Origin of the sequence: Massilia eurypsychrophila (assembly GCF_002760655.1) — a bacterium.
GTDB lineage: Bacteria > Pseudomonadota > Gammaproteobacteria > Burkholderiales > Burkholderiaceae_D > JAFCUW01.
This window is the reverse complement of record NZ_PDOC01000001.1, coordinates 1-26,454: the sequence shown is the minus strand read 5'-3', so window position 1 is coordinate 26,454 and position 26,454 is coordinate 1. Positions and strand designations below refer to the sequence as shown.

Genomic DNA, 26,454 nt, shown 5'->3' with positions numbered 1-26,454 from the left:
ATTCGTTGACCCAGTCTTATTCGCGCAGGCGCAGGCGCTATAAGGCTCCCGGCGGCAAAGCCAAGGTCAGAAACAATCGGCGCTATGGGTCAATTTGGCGTCCGCGCCAACAGTCTGTCGTTTCAGTCTGCACTCAAATACCAAACACTCTCAGTACGGTATCCGTGATGCCCTCGAGGCATCGGGTGAAGAAGCCTCCGCTTTTTCCAAACCGAGGCGTTTCGTCATAGACGTAGTAGCCATTCTCGCCGTCAAATTTGTCTTGCAGTAGCGCGGCCCTGTTTTGAAAATAGGGCCAGAAGGTTTCGCTGCGAACGGTTGCGTATTCCAGGTGGGAAGAAAAACCCAAGGTCGCGTATTGGCTTATCGTCCGTGCCTGCCCTGCCGGCTCAACGCGCACGCCGCGCGACCCTCGTACAATCAATGTCACCGGACCACGAAAGATCAGGTAACGCAGCTGCAGAGTAAGCCAGGCATGCGCGCTGAAAATGCGCCAGCGGCGCGCTATTTTCAGCGGTTCCGATGACTGGTAAATGACGCCCACCATGCCGCGAGGCTGGAACACCATTGATGAACCCGAGGGAATGGTCACCAAGGCGATTTCGCTCATCGGATCGGCGTCGGAGGAGATCACGATTCGATCATCACCGCTCTTCGCCCGAACACGGGTCAGCATATACATACCGGAGACCAAGCTGGTCCAAATACAGGAACGGTCGAGCAGGAATTTCGTGTCCTTCACAGAGCTGGTCGGCGAGCTCTGGAGAAATTCGGGCAGGATCAGCAGTTCTTCGTCCGGTCCGAGGCGCACATCGAGGGACACCGATGAAACGCCAGGACGCGCGCTATCGCCGATCACGCCCTGACGCGTCGTCCGATGAGGATGGGGTGGCGCTTCAAGCTGAATGGGTCTGCAACGCGCCGCAAGGGGTGCGAGGAAGTAATAGAAAAACGCCTTCACCATGAAATGCCCGGCGAACGATAAAAGCAGCACCATGAAAGCCATGGGCATCACTGCAACCACCGGACCGGCAAATCGCGCGACCAAGTTACCAGTGACTGCGGCGCGGTTCTGATCCAAACGCTCGACCATGTCTTGGGTGACACGTTCGATTGCAGCCTGATCCAATGAGATTCTCGGACGTTGATCGATAGCACCGAATTGCGCGACGGCCTTCGCCTGGCCGTCGTAAGCCGTTCGCGCCGTTGTGTATGTGGAATCGGCGTCCCTTAGTTGCTTTTGTAGTAGCCGTAATTTCTTGTCCAAAATCAGCGAGTGTTCCATGCGGAAGGCATCAACTGTGTTGAGCTTGTCTCTGGCAGCTCGAAGCTGCAGCAATGTGGTCCTGGCTAGATTACTAGCGATCGCAAGTCGTGCCAGTTCGCGGTCGGCCGCCGCCCGACCAGCCGCAGCAATGAGATAGGCACGTAGTTTCTGGAGGTAAGTTAGCTCCTGCCTCCCGAGTTCCGTTGCCAGCTTTCTTTTGTAGTTGTCGACCAGGTGCCCGACATATTCCTTTGGCGAAGCCAGTGGGAAAGGAACCAGCGAAGTCCGTCCCTCAGTCGTATTTTCCTGCAGCGTCAGCCTGACGACGATAATGCGGTCATCAATCGCATGCAGTGAATCGTTCTCAGCTTGGAGTGCGCTGGCCTGCAGCTGAGAGATAAGTTGCCGTTTATAAGCTGAGATGTTCGCGCTTACACTTGTCAGTGCGTCTAACTCGCCCTGCGAGGATATGAGCATCCGCCCCTGTTGCAGCAGGAACTGCCCACCGGCCAGAATCAGCGCGATGAGTAACAACGAAAGCAGAGTCCGAAAAATGAATTGAATCAGGGGAGTTATCGCGGAGTGCAAAATAGGAGGTGCCGGATAGGGGGTTGTAGATTAAAGCACAGCCCGTCACCGCCGTCTATCCTCAAAGGCCGGCGCGCGCCTCACTGCAGCATCGCCGGCAAAGGCATTTCGCGGCGAACTGGTGCCGCAGGATCCAACGATGAGCTGGCGGCGGAACTGCTAACCCGATCGGCTGCGAGCCGCTGCAGAAAACGACAAGCCTCGTCGGGGTCCGTGCTGCACAAGTCGCGGCTCGGCGGTGCGGAAATGAAAAAGCCCAAGCATGCTTGGGCTATTTTTCATCTGGCGGCCTGGGTATGTGCTGTGGCAGAAGGAAATTCATCCCTCTGCCAGTTTATGCTTCCCAGCTTGCCGGCATGTGGGTCCAGCTACAGCGCTTTACACGTCGATGTTATCGGCGCGCAGCGCGTTCGACTCAATGAAGGCGCGGCGCGGCTCGACGTCGTCGCCCATCAGCGTGGTGAAGATCTGGTCGGCGGCAATCGCGTCTTCGATCTGCACCTTCAGCAGGCGGCGCACGGCCGGGTCCATCGTCGTTTCCCACAGCTGCTCCGGGTTCATCTCGCCCAGCCCCTTGTAGCGCTGCTTCGAGACGGTGCGCTCGGCTTCGTCGCGCAGCCACTGCATCGCCTGGTGGAAGTCGTGCACCGCCGATTCCTTCACGCGCTCGCCTTCGCCGCGGCGGATGAAGGCGCCGTCGCCGATCAGGCCCTTGAACGTGGCCGCCGCCGCTTCCAGCACGCGGTAGTCGGCGCCGTCGGCAAAGTCGGCGTCGATCGAGCTGACCTTCACGTTACCGTGATGCATGCGCTCGATGCGCAGCGACGGCTTCTCGCTCAGTTCATCGATGCGCACCGAGACCTTCACGGCGCGCTCGTTGATGGCAGCTTCGAGCGCCTTGGCCGAGGCGTCGGCGCTGTCGGCCGACGTCATGTCGAGCGTCACGCCGGTCATGATGGCGGTCAGCGCGGCGCGGTCGATCACGCGCGTCAGGCGCATCATGATGGCGTTGGCCAAGTTGAACTGGCGTACCAGCTCGGCCAGCGGATCGCCGGTGATGGCATCGGCGCCGTCGCGCGGAATCAGGGCGGCGGTGTTGAGCGCCACCGTCATCATGTAGCTCGCTTCTTCGACGTCGTCCTTCAGGTAACGCTCGTCGCGGCCGGCCTTGACCTTGTACAGCGGCGGCTGCGCGATGTAGATGTGGCCGCGCTCGACCAGCTGCGGCATCTGGCGGTAGAACAGCGTGAGCAGCAGCGTGCGGATGTGGGCGCCGTCGACGTCGGCGTCGGTCATGATGATGATGCGGTGGTAGCGCAGCTTGTCGACGTTGAATTCGTCCGGCCCGATCGAGGTGCCGAGCGTGGCGATGAGGGTCGTGATCTGCTCGGACGAGAGCATCTTCTCGAAGCGCGCCTTTTCCACGTTGAGCACCTTGCCGCGCAGCGGCAGGATCGCCTGGAACTTGCGGTCGCGCCCTTGCTTGGCCGAGCCGCCCGCCGAATCACCCTCGACGATGTACAGTTCGCACAGCGCCGGATCCTTTTCCTGGCAGTCGGCCAGCTTGGCCGACAGGCCCAGGCCGTCCATGATGCCTTTGCGGCGCGTCAGGTCGCGCGCCTTGCGCGACGCTTCGCGCGCACGCGCAGCTTCGACGATCTTGGCGCAGATGATCTTGGCGTCGTTCGGCTTTTCGGCCAGGTAGTCGGTCAGCGTCTTGGCGACGATTTCTTCGACCGGGCCGCGCACTTCGGAGGATACCAGCTTGTCCTTGGTCTGGGAGCTGAACTTCGGCTCCGGTACCTTGACGGACAACACGCAGGTCAGGCCTTCGCGCATGTCGTCGCCGGTGATTTCAACTTTCGCTTTTTTGGCGTACTCGTGTTCATCGATGTACTTGTTGATCACACGCGTCATCGCCGCGCGCAGGCCGGTCAGGTGGGTGCCGCCGTCGCGCTGCGGGATATTGTTGGTAAAGCACAGTACCTGCTCGTTGTAGGTGTCGTTCCACTGCATCGACACGTCCACGGTGATGTTGGTGTGCTGGTCCGACATGCGCTCGCCGGTGGCCTGGAACACAGTCGGGTGCAGCACCGTCTTGGAGGTGTTGATGTATTCAACGAAGCCGCGGGTGCCGCCTTCGAACGCGAACAGCTCTTCCTTGCCGGTGCGCTGGTCGGTCAGCTTGATCTTCACGCCGTTATTCAGGAACGACAGCTCGCGGATGCGCTTGGCCAGGATTTCGTAGTGGAATTCGACGTGCGTGAAGATCTCTTCGTCGGCCCAGAAGTGGACGTCGGTGCCGCGCTTGTCGGTGTCGCCGATGACCTTGATCGGGGACACGGCGAAGCCGTTGACCATCTCGATTTCGCGGTTCTGCGGCACGCCGCGGACGAACTCCATGTAGTGCACTTTGCCGTCGCGGCGGATGGTCAGCTTGAGCAGCTTCGACAGGCCGTTGACGCACGAGACGCCGACGCCGTGCAGGCCGCCGGAGACCTTGTACGAGTTCTGGTCGAACTTGCCGCCGGCGTGCAGCTCGGTCATGACGATTTCGGCGGCCGAGCGCTTCGGCTCGTGCTTGTCGTCCATCTTCAGGCCGGTCGGCACGCCGCGGCCGTTGTCGGTGATCGAGATCGAGTTATCGGAGTGGATCGTGACGTGGATTTCGGTGCAGTGCCCGGCCAGCGATTCGTCGATCGAGTTGTCCAGCACCTCGAACACCAGGTGGTGCAGGCCGGTGCCGTCCGAGGTGTCGCCGATGTACATGCCCGGGCGCTTGCGCACCGCTTCCAGGCCTTCCAGAATCTGGATCTGTGCGGCGCCGTACTCTTCGACCTTTGCGGGGATGATTGGTGGTGTGTTCTCGGACATGGACTGCTTTCTCAAAAAACGATACTGAATCTGCGTATTTCTTCATCCTCGCGAAGCGGGAACCCATGCCACGCTGCTGCACCGGCGAGCGGTGCGGCGAGTGCATGTTGTGCATGGGTCCCCGCTGCGCGAGGATGACGAATGAAACTATGCGTTACTAAATCCGCATTGGCATGACGACGTACTTGAAGTCGGCGTTGTCCGGAATCGAAATGAGCGCCGACGAATTCGAGTCGCCCAGCGCGATGTTGATCTGGTCGCATTTCAAGTTGTTCAGCACGTCGAGCAGGTAGGTGACGTTGAAGCCGATGTCGACCGAATCGCCGCCGTAGTCGATCTCGAGTTCTTCGACCGCTTCTTCCTGGTCGGCATTGGTCGAGCTGATCTTCATGCTGCCCGGCGTGATGATGCAGCGCACGCCCTTGAACTTGTCGCTCGTCATGATCGCGGCGCGCTGCAGCGAACGCAGCAATTCGTCGCGGCCGATCGTGAAGTCGTTCTTGTAGCCCTTCGGGATCACCCGCGTGTAGTCGGGGAATTTGCCCTCGACCAGCTTCGACACCAGCTCGATGTCGGCAAACGTCAGCTTGACCTGGCTGGCGGCGATGTCGAGCTGAACCGTCTCGTCGCTTTCTTCGAGCAGGCGCTGCAGTTCGATGATGGTCTTGCGCGGAATGATCACTTCCTGGCGGGTAAATTCCTGCTCCGTCTCGACCTGGCAGAACGCCAGGCGGTGGCCGTCGGTGGCCACGGCGATGACGTTGCGCCCGTCGAGCACCAGCAGCAGGCCGTTCAGATAGTAGCGGATATCTTGCTGCGCCATCGAGAAGTGCACCATCTGGAACAGGTGCTTCAAGGTCTTTTGCGGCAAGGTGACGGTGGCGCTGAAGGTGTCGGCGACGTTGACGGTCGGGAACTCTTCGGCGGCCAAGGTCTGCAAGGCGAAGCGCGACTTGCCGGTCTGCACGGTGAGGCGCTTGTTCAGCAACGTCATCGTGACGTCGCCCGACTCAGGCAGCGCGCGCAAGATGTCGAGCAGCTTGCGCGCCGCGACGGTGGTGCCGATGACGTCGGCGCCCGAGCCGATGGCCGCGTGCGTGGTGATCTGCACTTCGGTGTCGGTCGACAGGAACGAGACGTTTTCGCCGTCCTTGCGGATGAGGATATTGGCCAGAATCGGCATAGTGTGCCGACGCTCGACAATACCGCTCACGATCTGCAGAGGCCGGAGAAGGGTATCTCGGGTGGTTTTGACCAATTGCATAGTAATCCTCGGTAGGGTTTATCGTAAAAGCTGGTGTTGCTATTTTGATACTGATGCCGGTTGCTTCAAACACTGCTATTTTGCCAGAAATTGCTGCGGCAACATACTAAGGGCCAAGGGGGCAGCTCCCGGACTGAAAACCCGGGGTCTGACCGCTAGCCCTTCAGCGTCTGCTCCAGCACGTGCAACTCATGGTTGCACTCGGCATTCTTGGTGCGGTCCAGCGCGATCTTGCGCACCGCATGCAGCACCGTAGTATGGTCGCGCCCGCCGAACAGCTCGCCGATTTCCGGCAAACTCTTCTGTGTCAGTTCCTTGGCCAGGTACATCGCAATCTGGCGCGGCCGCGCAATGTTCGCTGGCCGGCGCTTCGAGTACATGTCGGCAACCTTGATGTTGAAGAAGTCCGCCACCGTCTTCTGGATGTTTTCCACCGAAATCTGGCGGTTCTGCACCGACAGCAAATCCTTCAGCGCTTCCTTGACCACGTCGATCGTGATGTCCTTGCCGTGAAAGCGCGAGTACGCCAGGATCTTGCGCAGCGCGCCTTCGAGCTCGCGCACGTTCGAGCGCAAATGCTTGGCGACGAAAAACGCCACGTCGTCGGAGAAATTGACGCCTTCCGAATTGGCCTTCTTGAGCAGAATCGCCACCCGCATCTCCAGCTCCGGCGGCTCGATCGCCACCGTCAGGCCGGAATCGAAGCGCGAGATCAGGCGGTCGTCCATGCCAGTAATCTCTTTCGGATACGTATCGCTGGTGATGATGATCTGTTTCTTCGCCGCGATCAGCGCCTCGAACGCATAGAAAAACTCTTCCTGCGTGCGGCTCTTGCCGCCAAAAAACTGGATATCGTCGATCAGCAGCATGTCGAGCGAATGATAGTAATGCTTGAAGTCGTCGAAGCCCTTGCGCTGGTACGCCGTGACCACGTCGCGCACATATTGCTCGGCATGGATGTAGCGGATCTTGGCGCCAGGCTGGTCGGCCAGCACCTGGTTGCCGATCGCGTGGATCAGGTGGGTCTTGCCCAGGCCCACGCCGCCGTAGAAGAACAGCGGGTTGTACGACACGCCCGGATTGTTGGCCACCTGGATGGCGGCGGCGCGCGCCAGCTGGTTGGCCTTGCCGGTGACGAAACTGTCGAACGTCAAATCGGTGTTGATGCGGCTCTGTTCGCGGCGCGGCGAATTGCCGATGTTGAACATCTCCGGCGCAGGCGCCGCTTCGTTGGCCTGGCGCGCCATGCCGGGCGTGCCGTCCTGCGGCGCCGGCACCCGCGGCGCCTCTTTTTTCGGCAGGTTGTTTTTCGGGTCGAGCACGAACTGCACTTCGATCGGCGCTTCCCAGTACTGGTGCGCCAGCGCGGTGATGCGGTTGGCGAACTGCGTCTTGACCCAGTCGAGCTTGAAGCGGTTCGGCGCGGCGATGCGCAGGCGGCCATCCTCGTAGTCGAGGGCCACGAGCGGCTTGATCCACGCGCTAAATTGTTGCGGCGTCAGTTCCAGTTCCAACTGCGCGGAACAGGACTGCCAAAAGTTTTCCATGAATCGTCTTGTGATAAATAAGGTGTCGAGGGGCGGTTCGATTGCTTCCCGCTGCGCGTCCGTCGCGCCGTGGGTTCGCCACACGTAACACGCTATTCTACCCGTAAAGAGCTAAGTTATCCACAGGCACGCCGGTCATTTTCGTTGCCGGCTGCCAGCGCCGCAGGCACGATAAAAGCACGGCGCGCAATGCTGCGGCGCGACACGGCGCAGGGTCGAAAGTAATGCCGACCTTGACAAGCCGAGCCGAAATGGAGTCTAATTCAGGGTTCCCCGCCCGTATTTTGTGCAGAACAGTCAATACGCAGCATGTTGGCTGTGTGCGCTAGCGGGCAAAAAAGAGTATTTGCTGTTGGCGTGTCGCTGGCTTAACCATCTGCGAAATGTCATTGGCGCCGAACGCTGACGCGACGTCAGACCCGATTTTGCATTTTATTTTGCTTTAAGCGAGACCACCATGAAACGTACTTACCAACCTTCCGTCGTTCGTCGCAAGCGCACGCACGGCTTCCGCGCTCGTATGGCTACCCGTGGCGGCCGCGATGTCCTGAACGCTCGCCGCGCCAAGGGCCGCAAACGCCTGGCAGTATAAGGCTACGAATGACTAGCGAAGGTTCACACGACTTCGCGCGCGTTCGGCGTATCGTTAAAACGGATGAATTTTCATCCGTTTTTCGTTTGCGACCAGCGCAAAAAACGGCGCATTTCGTGCTCTACACCCGCTCCAACGAATTGCCGCATGCGCGGCTCGGCGTCGTGGTGGCGAAGCGCTTCGCGCCGCGCGCGGTCACGCGCAACACGATCAAGCGCGTCACGCGCGAGCTGTTTCGCGTCGCGCAGCTGCCGGCGCTGGACTGCATCGTGCGCCTGGCGCGTCCCGTCAACGCCAAGACCGGCCCGGCCACCACGGCGGCGCTGAAGGCGGAACTGCGCGTGGAAATTGCGCGCCTGTTCGCCTCGCAGGCGCCGCGCGCGCCGAAGGTGGTTTCGCCATGAACAAGCTGCTCGTCTGGTTGTTGCGCGCGTATCAGCTGCTGCTGTCCCCGATGCTGGGGCAGAGCTGCCGCTTTTACCCAACGTGCTCGAACTATGCGATCGAAGCGATCCGCACGCACGGCGCCGCGCGTGGCGCGTGGCTGTCCACGCGCCGCGTCTGCAAATGCCATCCGTGGCACGACGGCGGCGTCGACCTGGTGCCGCCCGTGGTGCCGCCCGCCCGCGACAAGAATTCATCTCCGACGAATTCGTCTTCAACCGCCCGCGGTTGCAACCACTCCTGACTTTAACTCCTGCCCAATACCTCAATGGATATCAATAAACGTACCATCTTGTGGATCGTGTTCGCCGTATCGCTGGTGATTCTCTGGAATGACTGGATGGTCTCGAACGGCAAGCAGTCGATGTTCGCGCCGACGCCGCCGGCCAAAGTGGCCACCGCTCCTTCCGGCACCAGCGCCGCCACCGGCCTGCCGGCCACCAGCGCCACGCCAGCGGGCGCCGCCGTCCCTGGCGCCGTGCCCAACGCGGCAGTGGCCGCCAAGCGCGAAGTCGTCACCGTCACCACCGACGTCGTCAAGGCCGACATCGACACCGTCGGCGGCGTGCTGCGCCGCCTCGAGCTGCTCAAGTTCAAGCAGGCCGGCAATCCTGGCTGGTTCGGCGGCTGCTTCGGCCTGTTCGAAGTGTGCAAGCCGCGCGTCGACAAGAACAAGAACGAAGTGCTGTTCGACGAAGGCATCAATCACGCCTACCTGGCGCAGACTGGCCTGATCGACGGCGTCGATCTGCCGAACCACAATACGGTGTACACCGCTCGGCCGGCCACCACGATGGCCAACGGCGACGTCCAGCTGGTGCTCGAAGCCGAAGCCGGCGGCGTCAAGCTGACCAAGACCTACACCTTCCACAAGGGTTCGTACGTCATCGACCTGCGCCACGACGTCGCCAACATCGGCGCCGCGCCGGTCAAGCCGACCTTGTACCTGCAGCTTCAGCACGACGGCAACACGCCGGAAGGCGACTCGTTCTTCAACGCCAGCTTCACCGGCCCGACGCTGTACACGCCGGAAGAGAAGTACCAGAAGCTCGATTTTGCCACCATCGAAAAGAAGGGCAAGGCCGAACACGCCACCAAGTCGAACGACGGCTGGGTCGCCATTTCGCAGCACTTCTTCGTGTCCGCCTTCGTGCCGCAGCCGAACACGCCGCGCGAGATCTACACCAGCAAGGTCGACACCAACCGCTACGCGATCGGCACCAAGATCGCGCTGCCGACGATTCCGCCTGGCTCGATGGTCAGCAACTCGGCGCGCCTGTATTCGGGTCCGCAGGACGAGCGCCTGCTCGAGAGCGTGGCGCCAGGCCTCGACCTGGTCAAGGACTACGGCTTCCTGACGATCATCGCCAAGCCGATTTTCTGGGTCATCACGCAGATCCACAATGTGCTGGGCAACTGGGGCTGGACGATCGTCGCCTTCACGATCCTGATCAAGCTGGCGTTCTTCCCGCTGTCGGCGGCCGGCTACAAGAGCATGGCCAAGGTCAAGCTGGTGACGCCGAAGATGCAGGCCATCCGCGAGCGCTACAAGGGTGACCCGGCCAAGATGAACCAGGCCACGATGGAGCTGTACAAGACCGAGAAGATCAACCCGCTCGGCGGCTGCCTGCCGATCCTGGTGCAGATGCCGGTGTTTATTGCGCTGTACTGGGTGCTGCAGTCGTCGGTCGAATTCCGCGGCGCGCCGTGGATTGGTTGGATCCAGGACTTGTCGCAGCATGACCCTTGGGTGATCCTGCCGGTGCTGTACGCGATCTCGATGTACATCACCACCAAGCTCAATCCGGCGCCGGCCGACCCGATGCAGGCGAAGATGATGATGTGGATGCCGCTGATATTCTCGGTGATGTTCTTCATCTTCCCGTCCGGCCTGGTGCTGTACTGGGTGGTCAACAACATCCTGTCGATCGGCCAGCAGTGGGTCATCACCAAGAAGTTCGCTGACGCGGACGCGGCGAAGAAGTAAGCGCCGCCGCTGCGAAGCAAAAAAAGCCCGTGAGTTCACGGGCTTTTTTTCGTCCGCTGTGCGAGGGCGTCACTGATCGTCGGCACGTCTGGGCTCAGACCCCGGTGTTTGCCCGGCGTCGCCACTAGCCAATCTAAATTACAATCCCACCCATGAACCTTGACTCTTCCCCCATCGCCGCCATCGCCACCGCACCGGGCCGCGGCGGCATCGGCGTGGTGCGCGCCTCCGGCAAAGATCTCGCTCCGCTGCTCGCCGCGCTGTTCCCGCACACAGCTCTCAAACCGCGCCACGCCACCTACATCGACTTCAAGGCCGCCGACGGCGCCGTCATCGACCAGGGGCTGGCGATACTTTTCAACGGCCCGCACTCGTACACCGGCGAAGACGTCCTCGAACTGCAAGGCCATGGCGGCCCGGTGGTGCTGCAGATGCTGCTCGCGCGCGTGCTCGAAGCCGGCGCCGCGGCCGGCGTGCGCCTGGCCGAGCCGGGTGAGTTCACTCGTCGCGCCTACCTCAACGACAAGCTCGACCTGGCCCAGGCCGAAGCGGTGGCCGACCTGATCGACGCCTCCACCGAAGCGGCCGCGAAGTCGGCTTCGCAGTCGCTGTCGGGCGCGTTTTCGAAAACCATCCACACGCTGGTCGACCAGACCATCAACCTGCGCATGCTGGTCGAAGCCACGCTCGACTTCCCGGAAGAAGAAATCGACTTCCTCGAAAAATCGGACGCGCGCGGCCAGCTGGCCGTCATCGTCGATTCGCTCGACACGGTGTTCCGGCAGGCGGCGCAAGGCGCGCTGCTGCGCGAGGGCCTCAACGTGGTGCTGGTCGGGCAGCCGAACGTCGGCAAGTCGTCGCTGCTGAACGCGCTGGCCGGCGCCGACGTGGCGATCGTCACGCCGATCGCCGGCACCACGCGCGACAAGGTCAGCGAGACGATCCAGATCGAAGGCATCCCGCTGCATATCATCGACACGGCCGGCATCCGCACCATCGACGACGCGGTCGACCAGGTCGAGCGCATCGGCATCGAGCGCACCTGGGGTGAAGTCGGCAAGGCCGACGTGATTTTGCACCTGCTTGACGCGAGCTACGGGCCGACCGGCGCCGACGAGCATATCGTGGCGGCCTTCCCGGACGGTGTGCCGGTGCTGCGGATCTGGAACAAGATCGACCTGTCCGGTCACAAGCCGGCCGTCGACGAGGCGCCGGACGCGGTCAATGTGTACTTGTCGGCGCACGAGCATGACGGCATCGACCTGCTGCGCGCCGAGCTGCTGCGCATCGCCGGCTGGCAGCAGACCGGCGAATCGCTGTATCTGGCGCGCGAACGGCACCTGATCGCGTTGCGCGCGGCGCGCCAGCATCTGGACATGGCGGCGGCGCACGCGGCGCAGAGCGACCAGTCGCTCGACCTGTTCGCCGAGGAGCTGCGGCTGGCGCAGGCGCAGCTGTCGAGCATCACCGGCGCGTTTTCGTCGGACGACCTGCTTGGAGTGATCTTCGGGCGGTTTTGTATCGGGAAGTGATGGCGCCGCCTTACTACGCTCCGCGTACACCGCGGTGCTGGAGCCGACCTCACAAGGCGTCAACAAGGGAATCGATCATTTTTTCTGCTAACGCAAACAACTTTGTGACCAGAATGGAGCGCGGCGTCGCGTAAGCGGACTGATGTGCTACGATTTTTCCACGACACAAACGCGCGCAGCGAGGACGACACGATGACTGACTTTCAACACGGTGGATGGGGGCGGCGCTGCAGCATCGGCGCTGTGCCTGATGCTGGCCTCGTGCGCCAGCCTGATCGGCCCGCGCGAAGTCGAAATCCCGCTGCAAAAGCTGCAGGACGGCATTGAGCGGCGCTTCCCCCTGAACAACCGGGTGCTCGAATTGCTCGACATCCGGCTCAGCCGGCCGCAACTGTCGCTGCCTGGCGGCGACCGCGTCGCGCTCGGCGTGGAGGCGTATGTCGCGCCGCCGTTCACCAGCCAGGCGTGGCCCGGCAGCCTGGCGCTGTCGGGCCGGCTGTTTCTCGACGCCCAGCGCGGCGCCGTGCTGATGGACGAGACGCGCGTGGACCGCTTCGTCATCGACGGCATGGACGAGGCGCGCCAGCGCCAGCTTGCCAGGGTGGCCGGCGTGCTGGTTGGCAAAGTGGTGCGCGACGTGCCGGTCTACACGTTCCGGCTGGAAGACCTGCGCTACGCCGGCGTGCAGTTCGTGCCGACCCGGATCACCACCACGCCGCGCGCGCTGGTGGTGACGCTGGAGCCGCGGCGCTGATGCGCAATCCTGCTATGATTTGCGAGATGGATTCATTACGGTTTGTAAAGCGATTTTGCAGCCGGCCTGGTCGCTGTTGGCGCATTGCGACAGCGCATGAAACCAGGTGGAGCGCATCATTGCAGAGGCCGTGTAATCGGCGTAACTTGTATTTTTACGGAGCTCTTGCCGCGTCAAGGTCGGTTGAACCGCCTGCTTGAGCAATCTCATGCTTGGTGAAATTCCACTGAAGTAATCTTGCTGTACACCACGTAGGGCCTGCTGCTTGCTAAGGGGAAATCTTGGGAACCGTACAAGAGAGTTTGCCGGAAAAGGATGCGAGCGCCGAGGCGCCCGCAGCGCCGCCGCTGTTGCCGGTCCGCTCGCGCCAGAGCCTGCCGCCGAAGGGATCGTGCTGGTACTGCGAGAAGCCGCTCGACAGCGTGCGCCGTTTCTGCGGCAAGGAGTGCGCCGACGGTTTCGACGAAGAAGCCGCATTCACCGGCTGACCGGCCGTCCTATCCTCCCGCCGTCCCTGCGCCATTACCCTGCCTGAGCGTCTCCAGCGCGCCCTCGAAGTCGAACTCGTTGGCCGCCAGCGCCACCTCGCAAAAGCGCGCGTGGCCGAGCGCCGCCGCCAGTGCCGTCCCTGACTGCTCCAGCAAGTCGACCGCCGCGCCGTCGCCGTTGGCCAGCAGTTCGGCCAGTTGCGCCACCAGCAAGTGGTCCGACGGCAGTGCCGCCGCCGCCGCGGGCACGGCCTGCACCGCTTTGCCGCCCAGCAGCCGGTCGATCGTCGGCAGCAATGCGGCCAGCGCGGCGCCGACCGCATCGAGCTCGGCGGCAGCGGCGCGGTCGCCCTTGCGCAGCGCCAGTTCCAGCAGGCCCGCATGGTGGTGCAGCGCGTGCGCGCTGATCATGCCGGCGGCGCCTTTCAGGGTGTGGGCCAGGCGATGCGCCAGGCGCAGGTCGCCGCTGGCGAGGGCGCCGGCGATCGGCGTCACGCCGGCGCCGTAGTCGGCGGCGAAACGGCGCAGCATGCGGGCGAACAGCGCGCGGTCGCCCATCACGCGGGCGAGGCCGTCGGCAACGTCGAGCACGCTGGCGTCATGGTGGAGTTGCGGCGGGAGCGAGTCTGCTATTGTCATGACGCTAACAATAGCAGATCACTGTTACTTGGTCGTGAATGACCAGTTTTTCGTCGCCGCGCTGCCATTGACGGCGCCGATAAAGCTGACGTCGTATGTCGTCGCCGCCTTGAGCGGGTCGAGCGGCACGATGGCGGCGGCGGACGCGGCCGTTTGCGCATCGACGTCGCTCTGCAGCAGGCGCGTGGCAAGCACGGCGCCGCCGCGCGGACGCACCGTGAAACTGGTCACCGTCACCTTGGCCGTGATGTCGGCGTGCACGCTGATCGGATAGCCCACTTCGTTCTTGCTCGGCACCGGATCGGGCTGCTCGTAGTCACTGAAGAAGTTGGTCGTCACGCCGGTCTGCTCGGCGAACGGCCAGGTGACCAGCTTGCCGTTGCCAATGCCGGCGCCGTAGCCGTTGTTGGCGGTAAAGTTGGCGGTGAAGTAGGTGTAGTTGCGCGCGGTGGTGCCGGAACCGGTGCCGACTTCCTTGAACGACGGCTCGAAGATGACGAAGCGGTGGTAAATCGCCGTGATCAGTTCGTCCACCATGTAGAAGCCCGAATTGTTGGTGGTCGCCGAAATCACCTCGCCATACGCGTAACTGTTGGCTGGGTTGAACCTGTATTCGGCCGTGGTCAGGCGGTCGAGGATCTTTACGCCCGTGAAGCCTAGCTTGCCGGCCACCTCGTCGTGAGTGATCTCGTCGTTCAGGCGCTGGTAATCGGAGTGCGCCTGGGCGGCGCGGTCGATCAGCGTGTTCTGCGTCATGGCCGGCATGCCGATCTGGCCACGCCGGAAGTTGATCCAGTTGCGCCCGTCGATCGCCACGTTGCCGACCGACGCGGGGGCGCCCGCTTGCGGCGGCGCCGGCGTCGGCGCCGTCGGCGGCAGCACGATCGGCGCCGGCGAGGCGACGACCGGTGCCGGCGCGGCTGGCGCCGGCGTGCTGCTCGAGCCGCCGCCGCAGGCAGCCAGCGCCCATGCGGTTGCCAGGGCGGCCAGGAGGGTGGTGGAACGGTTCGGAGTAGTCATGGTGGGTTTCGCTAGCACGTTATTCCTTGTGATCGTCAGATTCTAGGTGAAATTGAGAATTGGTGAGATTTGCTTGAAAGCAGGCCGCGCCGCCATTTCCGGGCTGCGCTGTAAAATAGGCAATTCATCTTCCAGCGAGCGAGCATTTGAAACCTACCCGCCAACAGCGCATGGCGCGCGCCAAGTTCGCACTGCCCAGTTCGGTAACCTTGCTGTCGATCGCCTGCGGCTTCGGCAGCATCGTGCTGTCGGTCGATAACGCCCACATCGGCGACCCGGCCGGCTTCCGGATGGCGGCGATCCTGCTGGTGCTGGCCGGCATCTTCGACGCCCTCGACGGCTTTGTCGCGCGCGCCACCGGCACCTCGTCCGAGTTCGGCATGCAGCTCGATTCGATCGCCGACGTCATGAATTTCGGCTGCGCGCCCGGCTTGCTGCTGTACTGCTACGGCTTCGTCCAGCTGGGCCAGGGCCAGCCCACGCTGCTGCGCATGGGTGGCGTTGCCTGTTTTATTTTCCTCGCCTGCGGCGCGCTGCGCTTGGCGCGCTTCAATGTCAGTGTCGGCCGCACCGACCCGCGCTACTTCGTCGGCATGCCGATCACCGCCGGCGCTGCCTGCGTCGCCTCGGTAGTGATCGCCTGGCCGGCGCCGCTGACGACCAACCTGCAGGCCTACCTGCTGATGGCGCTGATGGTTGCGGTCGGCACGCTGATGGTGTCGACGGTGCGCTTTCCCAGTTCCAAGCAGCCGAAAAGCACCTTGCTGTGGGTGGCGCTGGCCGTCAATCTCGCATTGCTGGCCTGGCTGCAGACGCGCTACTTCGCGTTCTTTTTTGTTGTGTATGTGAGTGTGACGCTACTGCTCAATATCGCTTGGCAGCAAGGCTGGCGCAGGGTGCCGGCGCCGGTCGTGTACGAAGACTAACTTCTGCAAGCGTCGCGTTGTTCAGGCAAACTTGTCGAGCATCGCCGCCAGCCTGCTGGCGCTGGCCTGCGCTTGTGCCAAGTCCTGCGCGTTCTCGCTCTGGTTGACGATGCTGTTCGTCAGCAGCTGGACGAAGGAACGGTCCAGCGCCTTGCGCGCGGCCGTCATTTGCTGGGCCACCGCATCGCAGTCGGACGGCTGCGCCGCCTGGGCAATCAATTTCTGTACGCCGCGCAACTGGCCTTCGATGCGGGCCAACCGGTTCAGCAGGTCCTTCTTTTGCACCGCGCTCAGCGCCGTGCCGTCGACTATCTTCAGCGCGCTGTCAGACATGCAAGCTCCAAGTTAAGCCACCTCGTGGGACCGGGCCGCACGTAGAATTGTAAACCAATCCGTACGGCTGAGCACAAAGGCGGTGCCGGCCACGGCGACCCGGATCGCCTCGATGCGGCCGCTGCCGGTCAGCGGAATCGGCCGGCTTGGCAATTGCATAATCCACGCGAACACGACGCTGGCGAACGGCTGCTCGATGCGGTCGGCAATTTGCTTGATCACCAGGCGCAGGTTTTCGGCGTGGCCGTCGGTGCCGTTGAACAGGCGCCCGCCGGCCAGCGGCGACCACACCATCGGCGCCACGCCCACGTCCTGCAGGCCGTCGAAGGTCTGGTCGAACATGGGCGCCACGTGCATTGGCGAAAACTCGACCTGGTTGGTCGACAAGGCGATGCGGCGGTTCAGCGCCTCGAACTGGTGGCGGCTGAAATTGGACACGCCGAAGTGCAGCACCTTGCCGGCCGCCCGCAGGGCGCCGAAGGCCTCGGCGATTTCGTCGAAGTCCATCAGCGGATCGGGGCGGTGGATCAGCAGCAGGTCGAGGCGGTCCGTGTGCAGCTGGCGCAGGGACTCTTCGGCCGAGGCGACGATGTGCGCCGCGCCGGTGTCGTAATGCTGGATCGCATGGGCCGGGCGCTGTGGCGCCACCAGCTTGATGCCGCATTTGCTGACCAGTTCGATGCGGTCGCGCAGCGACGGCTGGGCTCGCAGCGCTTCGCCGAACAGGCCCTCGACGCCGTAGCTGCCGTAGATGTCGGCGTGGTCGAAGCTGGTCACGCCGAGCGCGATGCACTGCTCGATGAAGTCGATCCGCTGCGCCACCGTCATGCCCCACTCCGTCATTCGCCACATGCCGGCGACGATGCGCGACAGTTGCGGGCCAGTCGCGCTGGTGGAAACGCGCGGGCAGTGGAGGTCGGCAGGTATCGGCATTCTCGGCCCAGATTTGTTCTTCTAAAACTTCGTAAAATTAAATGGGGTCAGACCCGTTTGTTTGATGGCCAAGTCGCCTGGCGAGCGAAGATCAAACGGGTCTGACCCTGGTTTTAAAGAAATTTTGGTGGCGGCTTATTTCAGCCAGAGGCGCATCGAATCCCACGCGCGGCCGAAGATGCTCGCCTGCGAAACGTCTTCCAGCGCGACAACCGGCAGTTGCAGCAGCGGCTTGCCATCGACCATCATCTTCAGGGTGCCGACCTGGCCGTTGCGCGCGAGCGGCGCCACCAGCGGGTCCTTGCGCTCGAGCACAGGCTTGAGCTTGGCAGCGACGCCCTTCGGCACCGTCACCAGGACGTCGTTGGCAAAGCCGATCTTGACCGACGCTTGCGATCCCTTCCACACTTCCGGCGTGGCAATCGCCTGGCCTTTGCTGTACAGCTTGATGGTGTCGAAATTCTGGAAGCCCCAGTTCAGCAGCTTCTGGCTTTCCTGGGTGCGCGACGAGTCGGACGTGGTGCCCAGCACCACGCTGATCAGGCGGCGCTGGCCGGCCGTGCCGTTCGGGCGCCGCGCCGACGCGATCATGCCGTAGCCGGCGTTCTCGGTGTGGCCGGTCTTCATGCCGTCGACGGTCGGATCGAGCCACAGCAGGCGGTTGCGGTTCGGCTGGGTGATCTTGTTGTACGTAAAACTCTTCACCGAGTCGATCTTGTAGAACTCGGGGAAGTCAACGATCACGCGCGCTGCCAGCGTCGACAGGTCTTGCGCGGTCGAATAGTTTTCCGCGCTCGGCAGGCCGTGCGGATTGCCGAACTTGGTGTTCTTCAGTCCCATCCGTTCGGCTTCGCGGTTCATCAGCGCAACGAACGTGCCTTCGTCGCCGGCCACCGCCTCGGCCAGCGCCACCGCGGCATCATTGCCCGACTGCACCATCAGGCCGTGCAGCAGGTCGTCGATCTTCACCGGCGTGGCCGGGTCGATGAACATCTTCGAGCTGCTCGGATCGACCTTCCACGCGCGCACCGACACGTTGACCATCTGGTTGATGTCGATCTTCTTGTCTTTCAGCGCCTGGAACGTGACGTAGGCGGTCATGATCTTGGTCAGCGAAGCCGGTTCGATGCGCGCGTTCTGATCTTGCGCGGCGATCACCTGGCCACTGGTGGCGTCGAGCAGGAGCCAGGATTTGGCGGCGATGGTGGGGGCCGGCAGGGTTTGCGCGACAGCGGCGCTCATCAAGGCGACACTGACGGCGAGGGCCGCGAACATTTTTTTCATGGGAATCAAGGTCTTAAAAAGGTGAGGTGCTTCGACAATGCCGTAAAGTATTGCCGATAAAGAAGAGGGTCCAATTATAACGAGGATTGATCGGTCCGCCGCCACAGTTGTGTTACAAGATTCTTGATATGGCCGAGCTTGCGGTGGAAGAAGTGGTCGGCGCCCGGGATGACGATCACCGGGATGTCCTGCGGCCGCGCCCAGTCGAGCACCGCCGCCAGCGGAATGGTGTCGTCGAGCTCGCCGTGGATCAGGATCGAATCGGTCGGCACCTCCGGCATCGCCCATTTGCCGGCCGCGCTGCCGACCAGCACCAGGCGTTCGGCCGGCTCGCCGGCGGCGATCAGGCGCTGCTGCAACTGGCTGGCGACAAAGGTGCCGAACGAGAAGCCGGCCAGCGCCACCGGCAGGCTCGGGAAGCGCGCGCGCATCTGCTCGAGCACGATGGCCATGTCGTCGGCCTCGCCGCGGCCTTCGTCATGCATGCCCTCCGAGGCGCCGACGCCGCGGAAATTAAAGCGCACCGCGACGTAGCCGAGGCCGACGAAACTGCGCGCCAGCGTCTGCGCCACCTTGTTGTCCATCGTGCCGCCGTACAGCGGGTGCGGGTGCGCCACCAGGGCGACGCCGCGCGGCGACTGCGCCGGCATGTCGAGCACGCATTCGATGTTGCCGGCGCCGCCGGCGAGAGTGAATTTTTCCGACTGTTTGTTCATGGCCTGCGGTGATCAGATCTTCAGGCGATCGACGACCTTGCCGCCGACCAGGTGGCTGTCGACGATCTCGTCGATGTCGCTGTGGTCGACGTAGGTGTACCACACGCCTTCGGGGTAGACCACCAGCACCGGGCCTTCTTCGCAGCGGTCGAGACAGCCGGCCTGATTGATGCGGATCTTTTCATGGCCGTTCAGGCCCAGCTGCTTGATGCGGCCCTTGGCGTGTTTTTGCGCCGCCAGCGCGCCGCGCTCGCCGCACGAGGAGCGGCCGTCGTCGCGCTGGTTGACGCAAAAGAACACATGTTTCTCAAAATACGGTTTGTCGCTCATCGAATTCTTCCGCTAAATAGGATCACAGCGCAATGATACGCTCTCACTGCCTGTTCAGTTTATGCGAGGGAATGACCAGGAACCAGATCGCGAAGAAGGGCCACGCCAGCGACAGAAATTGCGCTGCGCCATTGAAGTTGAGGAACTTGCCCTGCACCCACCCTTGCAGTGTGGACACGAAGTACGGATTGGCCGGGATCGTGTTGACCACCACCAGGCTCAGCAATAATGTCACGACGGCCAGGCGCCGCTGCGCCACCTGCGGCGCGAACGCCAGGCCGGACAGCATGATCAGGCCAATCAGGAAACCGCCCTGCGCGCCCGGTGTGATCCATACCCACGCGTTGTCGGGCGTAAACAGCAGCGACGACGCCAGCGTCTTGAACGCCAGCGCCACCGCCAGCATGGCGATGATCAAGCGGGTGCGCGGGGCGCCGCGGCGCGTCAGGCACAGCATCGTCAGCACCGCGCCGGTCATGCCGCAGGCGGTGATGATGGTCTCCGACAGCCAGTACTGCTCCACGCTCATCGCCGCGCCGGGGCGCAGCATCGCCACCAGGTCGATGCTGGTGGCGAACCATTTCGACAGCCACTCCGAAAAGATCGGCAGCACCTGGCCGTGGCCGAACAGGTAGCCCTGCGGGTAGATTTGCGCCAGTGGCCACAGCGCCAGCAGCACCAGGCCCTGGCTGCCGTGCGAGGCGAACCAGCGCTGGCGCACCTGGTACAGGCGGCTCTGGTTGAGGTAGGAGCGCGCGCCGGCCGCGCCGATCAGGGCGCCGACGAAGCAGCCGACCGAATTGGTCAGGAAATCGAGGTTCGACGGCACGCGGCTTGGCAGGTAGGTCTGCACCGCTTCCATCCCGCCCGACACCAGCATGCCCAGCACCGCCGTGAGCAACAGCGCCCAGAAGCCGCGGATGCGCGGGTACAGCGACGGCACCATCAGCATGCCGAGCGGGATGTAGCCGATGACGTTGACGATGACGTCGAACGCGGTCCAGTAGCGCTGCGGCGTCAGGTTCAGGAACGCCCACGGTTCCAGCCCGGTGCTGCGCCAGCCGGTGAACGGGAACCAGCTGGCGTAGACGATCAGCAGCAGGTACACCAGCAGCGCGGCGCGCACCATCGGCGAGCCTTTGCGCCGCTCCGGCCGGATCTCGCCAGCGATCATTGCTTGCGCGTTGTCAGCGCGGTGCGCGGGTCGCTCGCCAGCCATACGATCATCTCGCTTGCCACCGCGTCGGCCGCCTGCGCCAGCGCGCGCGCGCCGCCCGGTGCGTCCGCGCTTTGCGCGCCAACCTTGTGGCGGAAGGTGCGCTGGTCCACCAGCGTGTGCTTGTCGAACAGCGAAACGCGCACCGCCACTTCGCCGTAGCTGCTGGCGGTGCTGTCGAAACTGTGGGTGAAGTCGTCCAGGTCGATGCGCAGCAGCGGCACCCCGGTCGAGGCGTCGGTGGTCGACAGCACCTTCACGCCCGACTGCGCCACGCGCGTCTTGAAGCGCTGCGTCAGCAGCTGCAGCGGCGTCGCATTCCAGCGGCTGTGGGCATACGAGCGCGCCTGCAGCGGATCGGCGTAATTAAGCCGGTAGAACATGCGCTCGCTGTCGTAGGCGGCGTTGCCGGTGACGTCGGTGATCACCACCGCGGCCAGGTTGGCGCGCCCGGCCGGTGCAACCGCTGCCGCGGCGGCCGGGCCGAAATCGTAGATGGCATTGGTGGCCGGGCCCTTCGAGCTGGCGCAGCCGGCCAGCACGGCGCAGGCGGCCAGCGCGAGCAGGGCGCGGCGGGGAAGGTGGTTGGCGAAGGACTGGTTCATCGGTTTTCCTTATTTGGTCGGTGCGACAAAACCGGGTTCGCCCGGTCCCGGCGTGGCGCCGGCGTTCCCGAACAGCAGGCCTTGCGGCCGGTCCGAGATCGAATCGGCGGTGCGCTTGACGGCCCGCAGCGAGGTGCGCGCCTGGTCCGTCATCGACGTCAGGTGCGGCAGCGTTTGCAGTTCGAGTTCGCTGGTGACGCCTTCGAGCGAGCCGCCGACCCGGTCGACCGTAGCGGTCAGGCGCGTGATCGGTCCGTCCGGCGCCTGCAGCGTGGTGGCCAGGTTATCGTAGTTCTTCACCGTCTTGCTGGCGCTGGCGGCCAGTTCGTTAAACGACGCCATGCTCTGCTCGGCCTTGGCGGTCAGTTCCGGCAGCCGCTTCAAGGTCGGTTCGAGCTGCTTTGGAATGGCCGCGTATGCGTCGGCCGTCTTGCCGATGCTCTCGAAGGCGCCCAGCATGATCTTCTGGTTTTCCGGCGCCACCAGTTCATTGATGCGCGCGGTAATCTGCTCGGTTTGTTTGAGGATGATTTCGCCGCGCTTCTCCAGCTGGTCGAGGAAGCCCTGGCGCAGCGGGATTGCGGCGACGTGCTCCTTGTCGCTGGCGAGCAGGGGCGAGCCGGTTTTGTCGTCGTCGAGCTGGATGAAGGCGATCCCGGTCACGCCCTGGTAGCCCAGCTTGGCGAAGGTGGTCTTGGTGACCGGCGCTTCCGGGTCGACCGACAGGCGAATGACGATCTGGCCGGCGACGGCGGGGTTGAAGCTGATGTCGTCGACGCGGCCGATTTCAAGGCCGCGGTAGCGCACCGCCGCCTGCGGGTTCAGGCCCGGGATCGATTCGGTGGTGGTGATCATGTAGGGCACCCGCTCGACGCGGTCGCGGTTGAACCAGATCCCCGCCAGCACCGCCGCGATCAGCAGGGCGATGGTGAAGAAGCCGGTCATCAGGGCATGTGATCTATTTTCCATATTCAGTTCTCCGGTTCTTTCGCGTGCTCGCGATCGCCCTGCTCCTCGTGCTCGTCGAGCACCTCGAGGGCGCGCTTGCCGCGCGCACCCAGGAAAAATTGTTTGATGAACGGATGGTCCACCGCGAGGATGTCGCGCGTCGGGCCGATCGCGATCACGTGTTTTTCGGCCAGCACCGCGATCCGCGTCGACAGCGCGAACAGCGTGTCCAGATCGTGCGTGACCATCACCACCGTCAGCCCCAGTTCGCGGTGCAGCGACTGGATCAGGGCGACAAAGGCGTCCGACAGGTCGGGGTCCAGCCCGGCGGTCGGTTCGTCCAGGAACAGCAGCCGCGGCTCGAGCGCCAGCGCGCGCGCCAGCGAGGCGCGCTTGACCATCCCGCCCGACAGGTCGGACGGCATCTTGTTGGCATGTTCGACGCCGAGGCCGACCATGTTCATCTTGACCAGCACGGCATCATAAATGACGTCTTCGGGCAGCGCGCGCAGTTCGCGCATCGGCTGGGCGATGTTGTCGAACACGGTCAGCGCCGAATACAGCGCACCCTGCTGGAACAGCATGCCCCAGTGATTGCGCATGCGCTGCAGCTGGTCGGCGTCGGCCTCGCTGATGTCTTCGCCGAACACCCGCACGCTGCCGCGCGCCGGCGTCTCCAGGCCCAGCATCTGGCGCAGCAGCACCGTCTTGCCGGTGCCCGAGCCGCCGACGATCGACAGGATTTCGCCGGCGTAGATTTCCAGGTTCAGGTCCTGGTGCACAACGGTGCGGCCGAACTTGGTCCACAGGCGTTCGATCTGCACCACCGGCGGCCCGACATCCTCGTCGGGCTTCATCGTCAGGCGCGGCTCGGCGCGTTTCGGTTTGGTCTCCTCCCGCTTATCGTCTTCCGGTTTGGTCTCTTCCATCAGTCGAACCCCACATCTGAAAAGATAATCGCGAACACGGCGTCGGCCAGGATCACCACCGTGATCGCGGTGACCACCGCGGTGGTGGTGCCATGCCCGAGGCTCTCGGTATTGGGTTTGATGCGCAGGCCGAAGTGGCACGACACCAGCGCGATCAGCGTGCCGAACACGACGCCCTTGAGCAGGCCGATGACGTAGTTCGCCAGCGGCACCGCATCCGGCAGCTTCTGCAGGAAGTAGCGCGCCGACAGGTTCAGTTCCATCTTCGCCGACACCATCCCGCCGATCAGCGCCATCGCGTCGGTCCACACCACCAGCAGTGGCATCGAGATCGCCAGCGCGACCACCTTCGGCATGATCAGGCGGTAGCCGTGCGAGATCCCCATCACCAGCATCGCGTCGAGTTCCTCGGTCACCCGCATCACGCCCAGCTGAGCGGTGATCGACGAGCCGGAGCGGCCCGCCACCAGGATCGCTGCCAGCAGCGGCCCCAGTTCGCGGATTATGCTCATGCCGAGGATGTTCACCAGGTACATGTCGCCGCCGAAGGTGCGCAGCTGCTGCGCCGACAGGAACGACAGCACCACGCCGATCAGAAAGCCGACCAGCGCAGTGATGCCGAGCGCCTGGAAGCCGGCATGGAAGATGTTGGCCGAGATCTCGCGCCACGGCCCGGTGATGGGATGGCGCGCGAAGCGCAGCAGGTCCTGCACCACCTGGCCGATCAGCCCGATGAAGCCGCGCAGGTGCTCGAAAAACGACATGATGCCGAAGCCGAGAATCATCACCGCGGTCAGGCGGCTGCGGCGCGGCTTGACCACCTGCGCCACGCAGGCTTGCTCGATGCGCTTGAACAGCTCCTCCTGCTTCGGCGCCAGTGTCAGCTGGGCGGGACGCTGCTTGCCCCAGCAGTTCCAGAACATCTGCGCGCCGATGTGATCGAGGCTGACGATGCCCGACAGGTCCCACGCCAGCTTCGGATTGTCCTTCAGCGACGCCAGTGTCTTGATGATGGTCTTGATCGCGTCGCGGTCCGCCAGCGCGTGCACCTGCCAGATACCAGTGGCCACGACAGCGCCCGAATTGCTGCTGTCGGCATGGTGGAGGGTTAAAGTTGGCGCATTCTCAAGTGGCATTGCGCCAGTGTAAAAGAGTTTGGCCCTGTCCGCTACCGCTGTTCGCTAGCGTACTCAAGCGGCCAGGTGACGGGCCTGGCGCTGCGGCGCGGCCGCTACCTGCTTCGGCCGCTCGCCCGCATAGTCGCTGCCGACCAGCGCCTGCGCGGCGTCCTTGCCCATGCCGCGCACCTGCAGCCACTGCGTCACCAGGGCGGCCAGGCGGTCGAGCGCGATGCGGTGGGTGGCGTCGGTTTTACTATAGATCCAGTCGGAGAACGCCATGAAGTTCTCGAACGGCGCCTCGCCCAGCATCGTCTCGATCGTATTGACGAAGCGGCCCGAGTTGGCCACCAGGTCCCAGTAGCGGGCGAAGCGCACCAGCCGCAGCATGGTGCCGAAGTCGATGTCCTTGGTCGCCAGGATCGTGTAGGGCGGGTAGGGATCGAACACCAGGCCGTACCCCTCGGTGTGGCGGATGATCGGCGTGCCGCGCAGCCGCTTCAGGATGCCGAACTGGATCTCGTGCGGCTTGAGCGCTACTAGTTGGTTGAAGCCGCGCGCGAAGCTGGCCACATCCTCGCCCGGCAGCCCGGCGATCAGGTCGACGTGCAGGTGCGCGTGCGAGTGCTCGCACAGCCAGCGGATGTTCTCCGCAGCCTTGGCATTGTCCTGCCGCCGGCTCACCAGCGCTTGCACCTCGGGATTGAAGCTCTGGATGCCGATCTCGAACTGCAGCGCGCCCGGCGGGAACTTGGCGATGCCTTCCTTGAGTGCGTCCGGCAGGTGGTCCGGCACCAGCTCGAAGTGCGCGTAGACCGGGTCGTCCGGATTGGCTTCCAGCTTATCGAGGAAGAACTGCATGATCTTCAGGCTGGTCTTGATATTGAGGTTGAAGGTGCGGTCGACGAACTTGAAGAGCCGGGCGCCGCGCGCATGCAGCGCTTCCAGCTCCGACAGGAAGGTGTCGAGGGCGAACGGCCAGGCCGTCTTGTCCAGCGCCGACAGGCAGAACTCGCACTTGAACGGGCAGCCACGCGACGCCTCTACATACAAGGTGCGGTGCGCGATGTCGTGATCCGAGTACAGCGAGTAGGGCATCGCGATCTCCGCCATCGGCGGTTGCACGCCGGCGTGGAGCTTCATCAGCGGCTTCGGCCCAAACAGGATATCGCCGCACAGCTTGGGAAACGTCACGTCGCCCCAGCCGGTGACGAGGTAGTCGGCCAGCTGAACGATCTGCTGCTCGGCGCTCTCGTGCGACACTTCCGGCCCTCCCAGCACGATCGCCACCTGCGGCGCCACCCGCTTGAGCATCGCCACCACCCGCGTGGTTTCTTCGACGTTCCATATATAGACACCGAAACCGATCACCCGCGGCTGCCCGGCCAGCAGCTTCTCGACGATCTCGGTCGTCTTCGCACCGATCACGAACTCCTGGATGCGGGTTTGCTGCTGCAGCGGCCCCATGTTCGCCATCAGATAGCGCAGGCCTAGCGACGCATGCGCGTAACGAGCGTTGAGGGTAGAGAGAATGATCGTCATCGGGGCGGTAGCTGTCGCGAAAAAGCAGCCATTTTACGCCCGCGGCGACTATTTCTCGCGAAATGTCACAAACCCTCTTGCCAAGGCTGGAGGCGGTTTGCTATAGTTTGCCTCCCGACGAAAAAGACGCACCGAATCAACAGGTTGCGGCGGATTCATAGGAATTGCCTTAACGGCAAGCAGTAAAAAAGAAGTTGACGAATCGAGCTAAACGCTTCATACTCTTTCTTCTTCGCGGCTGACAAACAAAACGCTTTGTCAACAAGCTGCAAGCAGTACCGAACAAGTTCTTTAACAATTAACAGTCGATAAGTGTGGGCGTTTGATGAAAGTGCCAGTGACTTCGGTCACTGAAAACTTAAATTATCAAATGTTCACAAAGAAGAAATATAGGCGCTTCGCAAGAAGTGGCCTGTCAGTATTTTGAGTGAGCGACCCGCTAGCAATAGCGGTGCCAGAAATGGCAACAAACAAGATTGAACTGAAGAGTTTGATCCTGGCTCAGATTGAACGCTGGCGGCATGCCTTACACATGCAAGTCGAACGGCAGCGCGGGGCAACCTGGCGGCGAGTGGCGA

25 protein-coding genes and 1 rRNA gene are annotated in these 26,454 nt (G+C 63.1%); 9 read left to right on the top strand and 17 right to left on the bottom strand.

What is annotated here, in order from left to right:
* Positions 1–133: 133 nt before the first annotated feature.
* From CR105_RS00130 to dnaA, 4 genes are all read right to left on the bottom strand, one after another.
* The gene (locus tag CR105_RS00130; protein WP_131021614.1) at positions 134–1,801 is read right to left on the bottom strand and encodes a hypothetical protein; all 1,668 of its coding nucleotides are present in this window, start codon (positions 1,799–1,801) and stop codon (positions 134–136) included.
* 432 nt (positions 1,802–2,233) lie between these two features.
* Positions 2,234–4,729, bottom strand: a complete 2,496-nt coding sequence (gyrB, locus tag CR105_RS00125; RefSeq protein WP_099786408.1) for a DNA topoisomerase (ATP-hydrolyzing) subunit B — start codon at positions 4,727–4,729, stop codon at positions 2,234–2,236.
* A gap of 157 nt (positions 4,730–4,886) precedes the next feature.
* Positions 4,887–5,993 (bottom strand): DNA polymerase III subunit beta, encoded by a 1,107-nt coding sequence (gene dnaN / locus CR105_RS00120; protein ID WP_099786407.1) that lies wholly within the window; start codon positions 5,991–5,993, stop codon positions 4,887–4,889.
* A gap of 155 nt (positions 5,994–6,148) precedes the next feature.
* Positions 6,149–7,540: a chromosomal replication initiator protein DnaA gene (gene dnaA, locus CR105_RS00115; RefSeq protein ID WP_099786406.1), complete on the bottom strand. Its 1,392-nt coding sequence runs from the start codon at positions 7,538–7,540 to the stop codon at positions 6,149–6,151.
* Between the two features lie 457 nt (positions 7,541–7,997).
* On the opposite strand from dnaA, the gene rpmH reads away from it, so the two are divergent.
* The 7 genes from rpmH (at position 7,998) to CR105_RS00080 (ending at position 13,337) form a co-directional block, all read left to right on the top strand.
* Complete coding sequence (gene rpmH, locus CR105_RS00110; RefSeq protein ID WP_010401996.1) at positions 7,998–8,132, top strand: 50S ribosomal protein L34; 135 nt, start codon at positions 7,998–8,000, stop codon at positions 8,130–8,132.
* A gap of 8 nt (positions 8,133–8,140) precedes the next feature.
* Positions 8,141–8,536, top strand: a complete 396-nt coding sequence (gene rnpA / locus CR105_RS00105) for a ribonuclease P protein component (protein WP_099786405.1) — start codon at positions 8,141–8,143, stop codon at positions 8,534–8,536.
* Positions 8,533–8,820, top strand: a complete 288-nt coding sequence (gene yidD / locus CR105_RS00100) for a membrane protein insertion efficiency factor YidD (RefSeq protein WP_099786404.1) — start codon at positions 8,533–8,535, stop codon at positions 8,818–8,820. The genes rnpA and yidD overlap by 4 nt, the downstream gene beginning before the upstream one ends.
* A gap of 24 nt (positions 8,821–8,844) precedes the next feature.
* Positions 8,845–10,563 (top strand): membrane protein insertase YidC, encoded by a 1,719-nt coding sequence (yidC, locus tag CR105_RS00095; protein WP_099786403.1) that lies wholly within the window; start codon positions 8,845–8,847, stop codon positions 10,561–10,563.
* Positions 10,564–10,715: 152 nt separating this feature from the next.
* Complete coding sequence (gene mnmE, locus CR105_RS00090; RefSeq protein ID WP_099786402.1) at positions 10,716–12,095, top strand: tRNA uridine-5-carboxymethylaminomethyl(34) synthesis GTPase MnmE; 1,380 nt, start codon at positions 10,716–10,718, stop codon at positions 12,093–12,095.
* A gap of 250 nt (positions 12,096–12,345) precedes the next feature.
* Complete coding sequence (locus CR105_RS00085) at positions 12,346–12,849, top strand: YceB family lipoprotein (protein WP_099786401.1); 504 nt, start codon at positions 12,346–12,348, stop codon at positions 12,847–12,849.
* Positions 12,850–13,130: 281 nt separating this feature from the next.
* Positions 13,131–13,337 (top strand): hypothetical protein, encoded by a 207-nt coding sequence (locus tag CR105_RS00080; protein WP_099786400.1) that lies wholly within the window; start codon positions 13,131–13,133, stop codon positions 13,335–13,337.
* Positions 13,338–13,346: 9 nt separating this feature from the next.
* Here the strand turns inward: CR105_RS00080 and CR105_RS00075 are convergent, their stop codons facing one another.
* Both CR105_RS00075 and CR105_RS00070 read right to left on the bottom strand, forming a co-directional pair.
* Entirely contained in the window at positions 13,347–13,976 is a 630-nt protein-coding gene (locus tag CR105_RS00075; RefSeq protein WP_099786399.1) for an Hpt domain-containing protein, read from the bottom strand.
* A gap of 24 nt (positions 13,977–14,000) precedes the next feature.
* The gene (locus CR105_RS00070; protein WP_099786398.1) at positions 14,001–14,996 is read right to left on the bottom strand and encodes a CAP domain-containing protein; all 996 of its coding nucleotides are present in this window, start codon (positions 14,994–14,996) and stop codon (positions 14,001–14,003) included.
* Between the two features lie 170 nt (positions 14,997–15,166).
* Between CR105_RS00070 and pssA the strand changes: the two genes are divergently transcribed.
* Complete coding sequence (gene pssA / locus CR105_RS00065) at positions 15,167–15,922, top strand: CDP-diacylglycerol--serine O-phosphatidyltransferase (protein WP_099786397.1); 756 nt, start codon at positions 15,167–15,169, stop codon at positions 15,920–15,922.
* A 21-nt stretch (positions 15,923–15,943) separates the two neighbouring features.
* Here the strand turns inward: pssA and CR105_RS00060 are convergent, their stop codons facing one another.
* From CR105_RS00060 to CR105_RS00010, 11 genes are all read right to left on the bottom strand, one after another.
* Positions 15,944–16,255, bottom strand: a complete 312-nt coding sequence (locus CR105_RS00060) for a metal-sensitive transcriptional regulator (RefSeq protein ID WP_099786396.1) — start codon at positions 16,253–16,255, stop codon at positions 15,944–15,946.
* Positions 16,256–16,267: 12 nt separating this feature from the next.
* Positions 16,268–17,188 (bottom strand): aldo/keto reductase, encoded by a 921-nt coding sequence (locus CR105_RS00055; RefSeq protein ID WP_099786395.1) that lies wholly within the window; start codon positions 17,186–17,188, stop codon positions 16,268–16,270.
* 135 nt (positions 17,189–17,323) lie between these two features.
* Positions 17,324–18,472, bottom strand: a complete 1,149-nt coding sequence (locus CR105_RS00050; protein ID WP_099786394.1) for a D-alanyl-D-alanine carboxypeptidase family protein — start codon at positions 18,470–18,472, stop codon at positions 17,324–17,326.
* 74 nt (positions 18,473–18,546) lie between these two features.
* A complete protein-coding gene (locus CR105_RS00045; protein WP_099786393.1) occupies positions 18,547–19,188 on the bottom strand; it encodes an alpha/beta hydrolase in 642 nt (213 codons plus the stop codon).
* Positions 19,189–19,200: 12 nt separating this feature from the next.
* A complete protein-coding gene (locus CR105_RS00040; RefSeq protein WP_099786392.1) occupies positions 19,201–19,518 on the bottom strand; it encodes a (2Fe-2S) ferredoxin domain-containing protein in 318 nt (105 codons plus the stop codon).
* Positions 19,519–19,561: 43 nt separating this feature from the next.
* Positions 19,562–20,692, bottom strand: coding sequence for a VanZ family protein (locus CR105_RS00035; protein ID WP_099786391.1), 1,131 nt, complete (start codon positions 20,690–20,692; stop codon positions 19,562–19,564).
* Positions 20,689–21,339, bottom strand: coding sequence for an ABC-type transport auxiliary lipoprotein family protein (locus CR105_RS00030; RefSeq protein WP_099786390.1), 651 nt, complete (start codon positions 21,337–21,339; stop codon positions 20,689–20,691). The genes CR105_RS00035 and CR105_RS00030 overlap by 4 nt, the downstream gene beginning before the upstream one ends.
* A 9-nt stretch (positions 21,340–21,348) precedes the next feature.
* On the bottom strand, positions 21,349–22,308 hold the full coding sequence (locus tag CR105_RS00025) for an MlaD family protein (RefSeq protein ID WP_099786389.1): 960 nt from the start codon (positions 22,306–22,308) through the stop codon (positions 21,349–21,351).
* A 2-nt stretch (positions 22,309–22,310) separates the two neighbouring features.
* Positions 22,311–23,144: an ABC transporter ATP-binding protein gene (locus tag CR105_RS00020; protein WP_099786880.1), complete on the bottom strand. Its 834-nt coding sequence runs from the start codon at positions 23,142–23,144 to the stop codon at positions 22,311–22,313.
* 71 nt (positions 23,145–23,215) lie between these two features.
* Positions 23,216–24,352 (bottom strand): MlaE family ABC transporter permease, encoded by a 1,137-nt coding sequence (locus CR105_RS00015; RefSeq protein WP_099786388.1) that lies wholly within the window; start codon positions 24,350–24,352, stop codon positions 23,216–23,218.
* A gap of 54 nt (positions 24,353–24,406) precedes the next feature.
* Positions 24,407–25,876 carry a B12-binding domain-containing radical SAM protein gene (locus CR105_RS00010; RefSeq protein ID WP_099786387.1) on the bottom strand — a complete coding sequence of 490 codons (1,470 nt, stop codon included), beginning with the start codon at positions 25,874–25,876 and terminating at the stop codon, positions 24,407–24,409.
* A 478-nt stretch (positions 25,877–26,354) separates the two neighbouring features.
* On the opposite strand from CR105_RS00010, the gene CR105_RS00005 reads away from it, so the two are divergent.
* Positions 26,355–26,454, top strand: a 16S ribosomal RNA gene (locus CR105_RS00005); the annotation flags it as partial.

Bases quoted from the DNA above. Each gene is read 5' to 3' on its own strand.
- gyrB (WP_099786408.1), bottom strand. From the start codon at position 4,729: ATGTCCGAGAACACACCACCAATCATCCCCGCAAAGGTCGAAGAGTAC.
- dnaN (WP_099786407.1), bottom strand. From the start codon at position 5,993: ATGCAATTGGTCAAAACCACCCGAGATACCCTTCTCCGGCCTCTGCAG.
- dnaA (WP_099786406.1), bottom strand. From the start codon at position 7,540: ATGGAAAACTTTTGGCAGTCCTGTTCCGCGCAGTTGGAACTGGAACTG.
- rpmH (WP_010401996.1), top strand. From the start codon at position 7,998: ATGAAACGTACTTACCAACCTTCCGTCGTTCGTCGCAAGCGCACGCAC.
- rnpA (WP_099786405.1), top strand. From the start codon at position 8,141: ATGACTAGCGAAGGTTCACACGACTTCGCGCGCGTTCGGCGTATCGTT.
- yidD (WP_099786404.1), top strand. From the start codon at position 8,533: ATGAACAAGCTGCTCGTCTGGTTGTTGCGCGCGTATCAGCTGCTGCTG.
- yidC (WP_099786403.1), top strand. From the start codon at position 8,845: ATGGATATCAATAAACGTACCATCTTGTGGATCGTGTTCGCCGTATCG.
- mnmE (WP_099786402.1), top strand. From the start codon at position 10,716: ATGAACCTTGACTCTTCCCCCATCGCCGCCATCGCCACCGCACCGGGC.
- CR105_RS00085 (WP_099786401.1), top strand. From the start codon at position 12,346: ATGCTGGCCTCGTGCGCCAGCCTGATCGGCCCGCGCGAAGTCGAAATC.
- CR105_RS00075 (WP_099786399.1), bottom strand. From the start codon at position 13,976: ATGACAATAGCAGACTCGCTCCCGCCGCAACTCCACCATGACGCCAGC.
- CR105_RS00070 (WP_099786398.1), bottom strand. From the start codon at position 14,996: ATGACTACTCCGAACCGTTCCACCACCCTCCTGGCCGCCCTGGCAACC.
- pssA (WP_099786397.1), top strand. From the start codon at position 15,167: ATGGCGCGCGCCAAGTTCGCACTGCCCAGTTCGGTAACCTTGCTGTCG.
- CR105_RS00060 (WP_099786396.1), bottom strand. From the start codon at position 16,255: ATGTCTGACAGCGCGCTGAAGATAGTCGACGGCACGGCGCTGAGCGCG.
- CR105_RS00055 (WP_099786395.1), bottom strand. From the start codon at position 17,188: ATGCCGATACCTGCCGACCTCCACTGCCCGCGCGTTTCCACCAGCGCG.
- CR105_RS00050 (WP_099786394.1), bottom strand. From the start codon at position 18,472: ATGAAAAAAATGTTCGCGGCCCTCGCCGTCAGTGTCGCCTTGATGAGC.
- CR105_RS00045 (WP_099786393.1), bottom strand. From the start codon at position 19,188: ATGAACAAACAGTCGGAAAAATTCACTCTCGCCGGCGGCGCCGGCAAC.
- CR105_RS00040 (WP_099786392.1), bottom strand. From the start codon at position 19,518: ATGAGCGACAAACCGTATTTTGAGAAACATGTGTTCTTTTGCGTCAAC.
- CR105_RS00035 (WP_099786391.1), bottom strand. From the start codon at position 20,692: ATGATCGCTGGCGAGATCCGGCCGGAGCGGCGCAAAGGCTCGCCGATG.
- CR105_RS00030 (WP_099786390.1), bottom strand. From the start codon at position 21,339: ATGAACCAGTCCTTCGCCAACCACCTTCCCCGCCGCGCCCTGCTCGCG.
- CR105_RS00025 (WP_099786389.1), bottom strand. From the start codon at position 22,308: ATGGAAAATAGATCACATGCCCTGATGACCGGCTTCTTCACCATCGCC.
- CR105_RS00020 (WP_099786880.1), bottom strand. From the start codon at position 23,144: ATGAAGCCCGACGAGGATGTCGGGCCGCCGGTGGTGCAGATCGAACGC.
- CR105_RS00015 (WP_099786388.1), bottom strand. From the start codon at position 24,352: ATGCCACTTGAGAATGCGCCAACTTTAACCCTCCACCATGCCGACAGC.
- CR105_RS00010 (WP_099786387.1), bottom strand. From the start codon at position 25,876: ATGACGATCATTCTCTCTACCCTCAACGCTCGTTACGCGCATGCGTCG.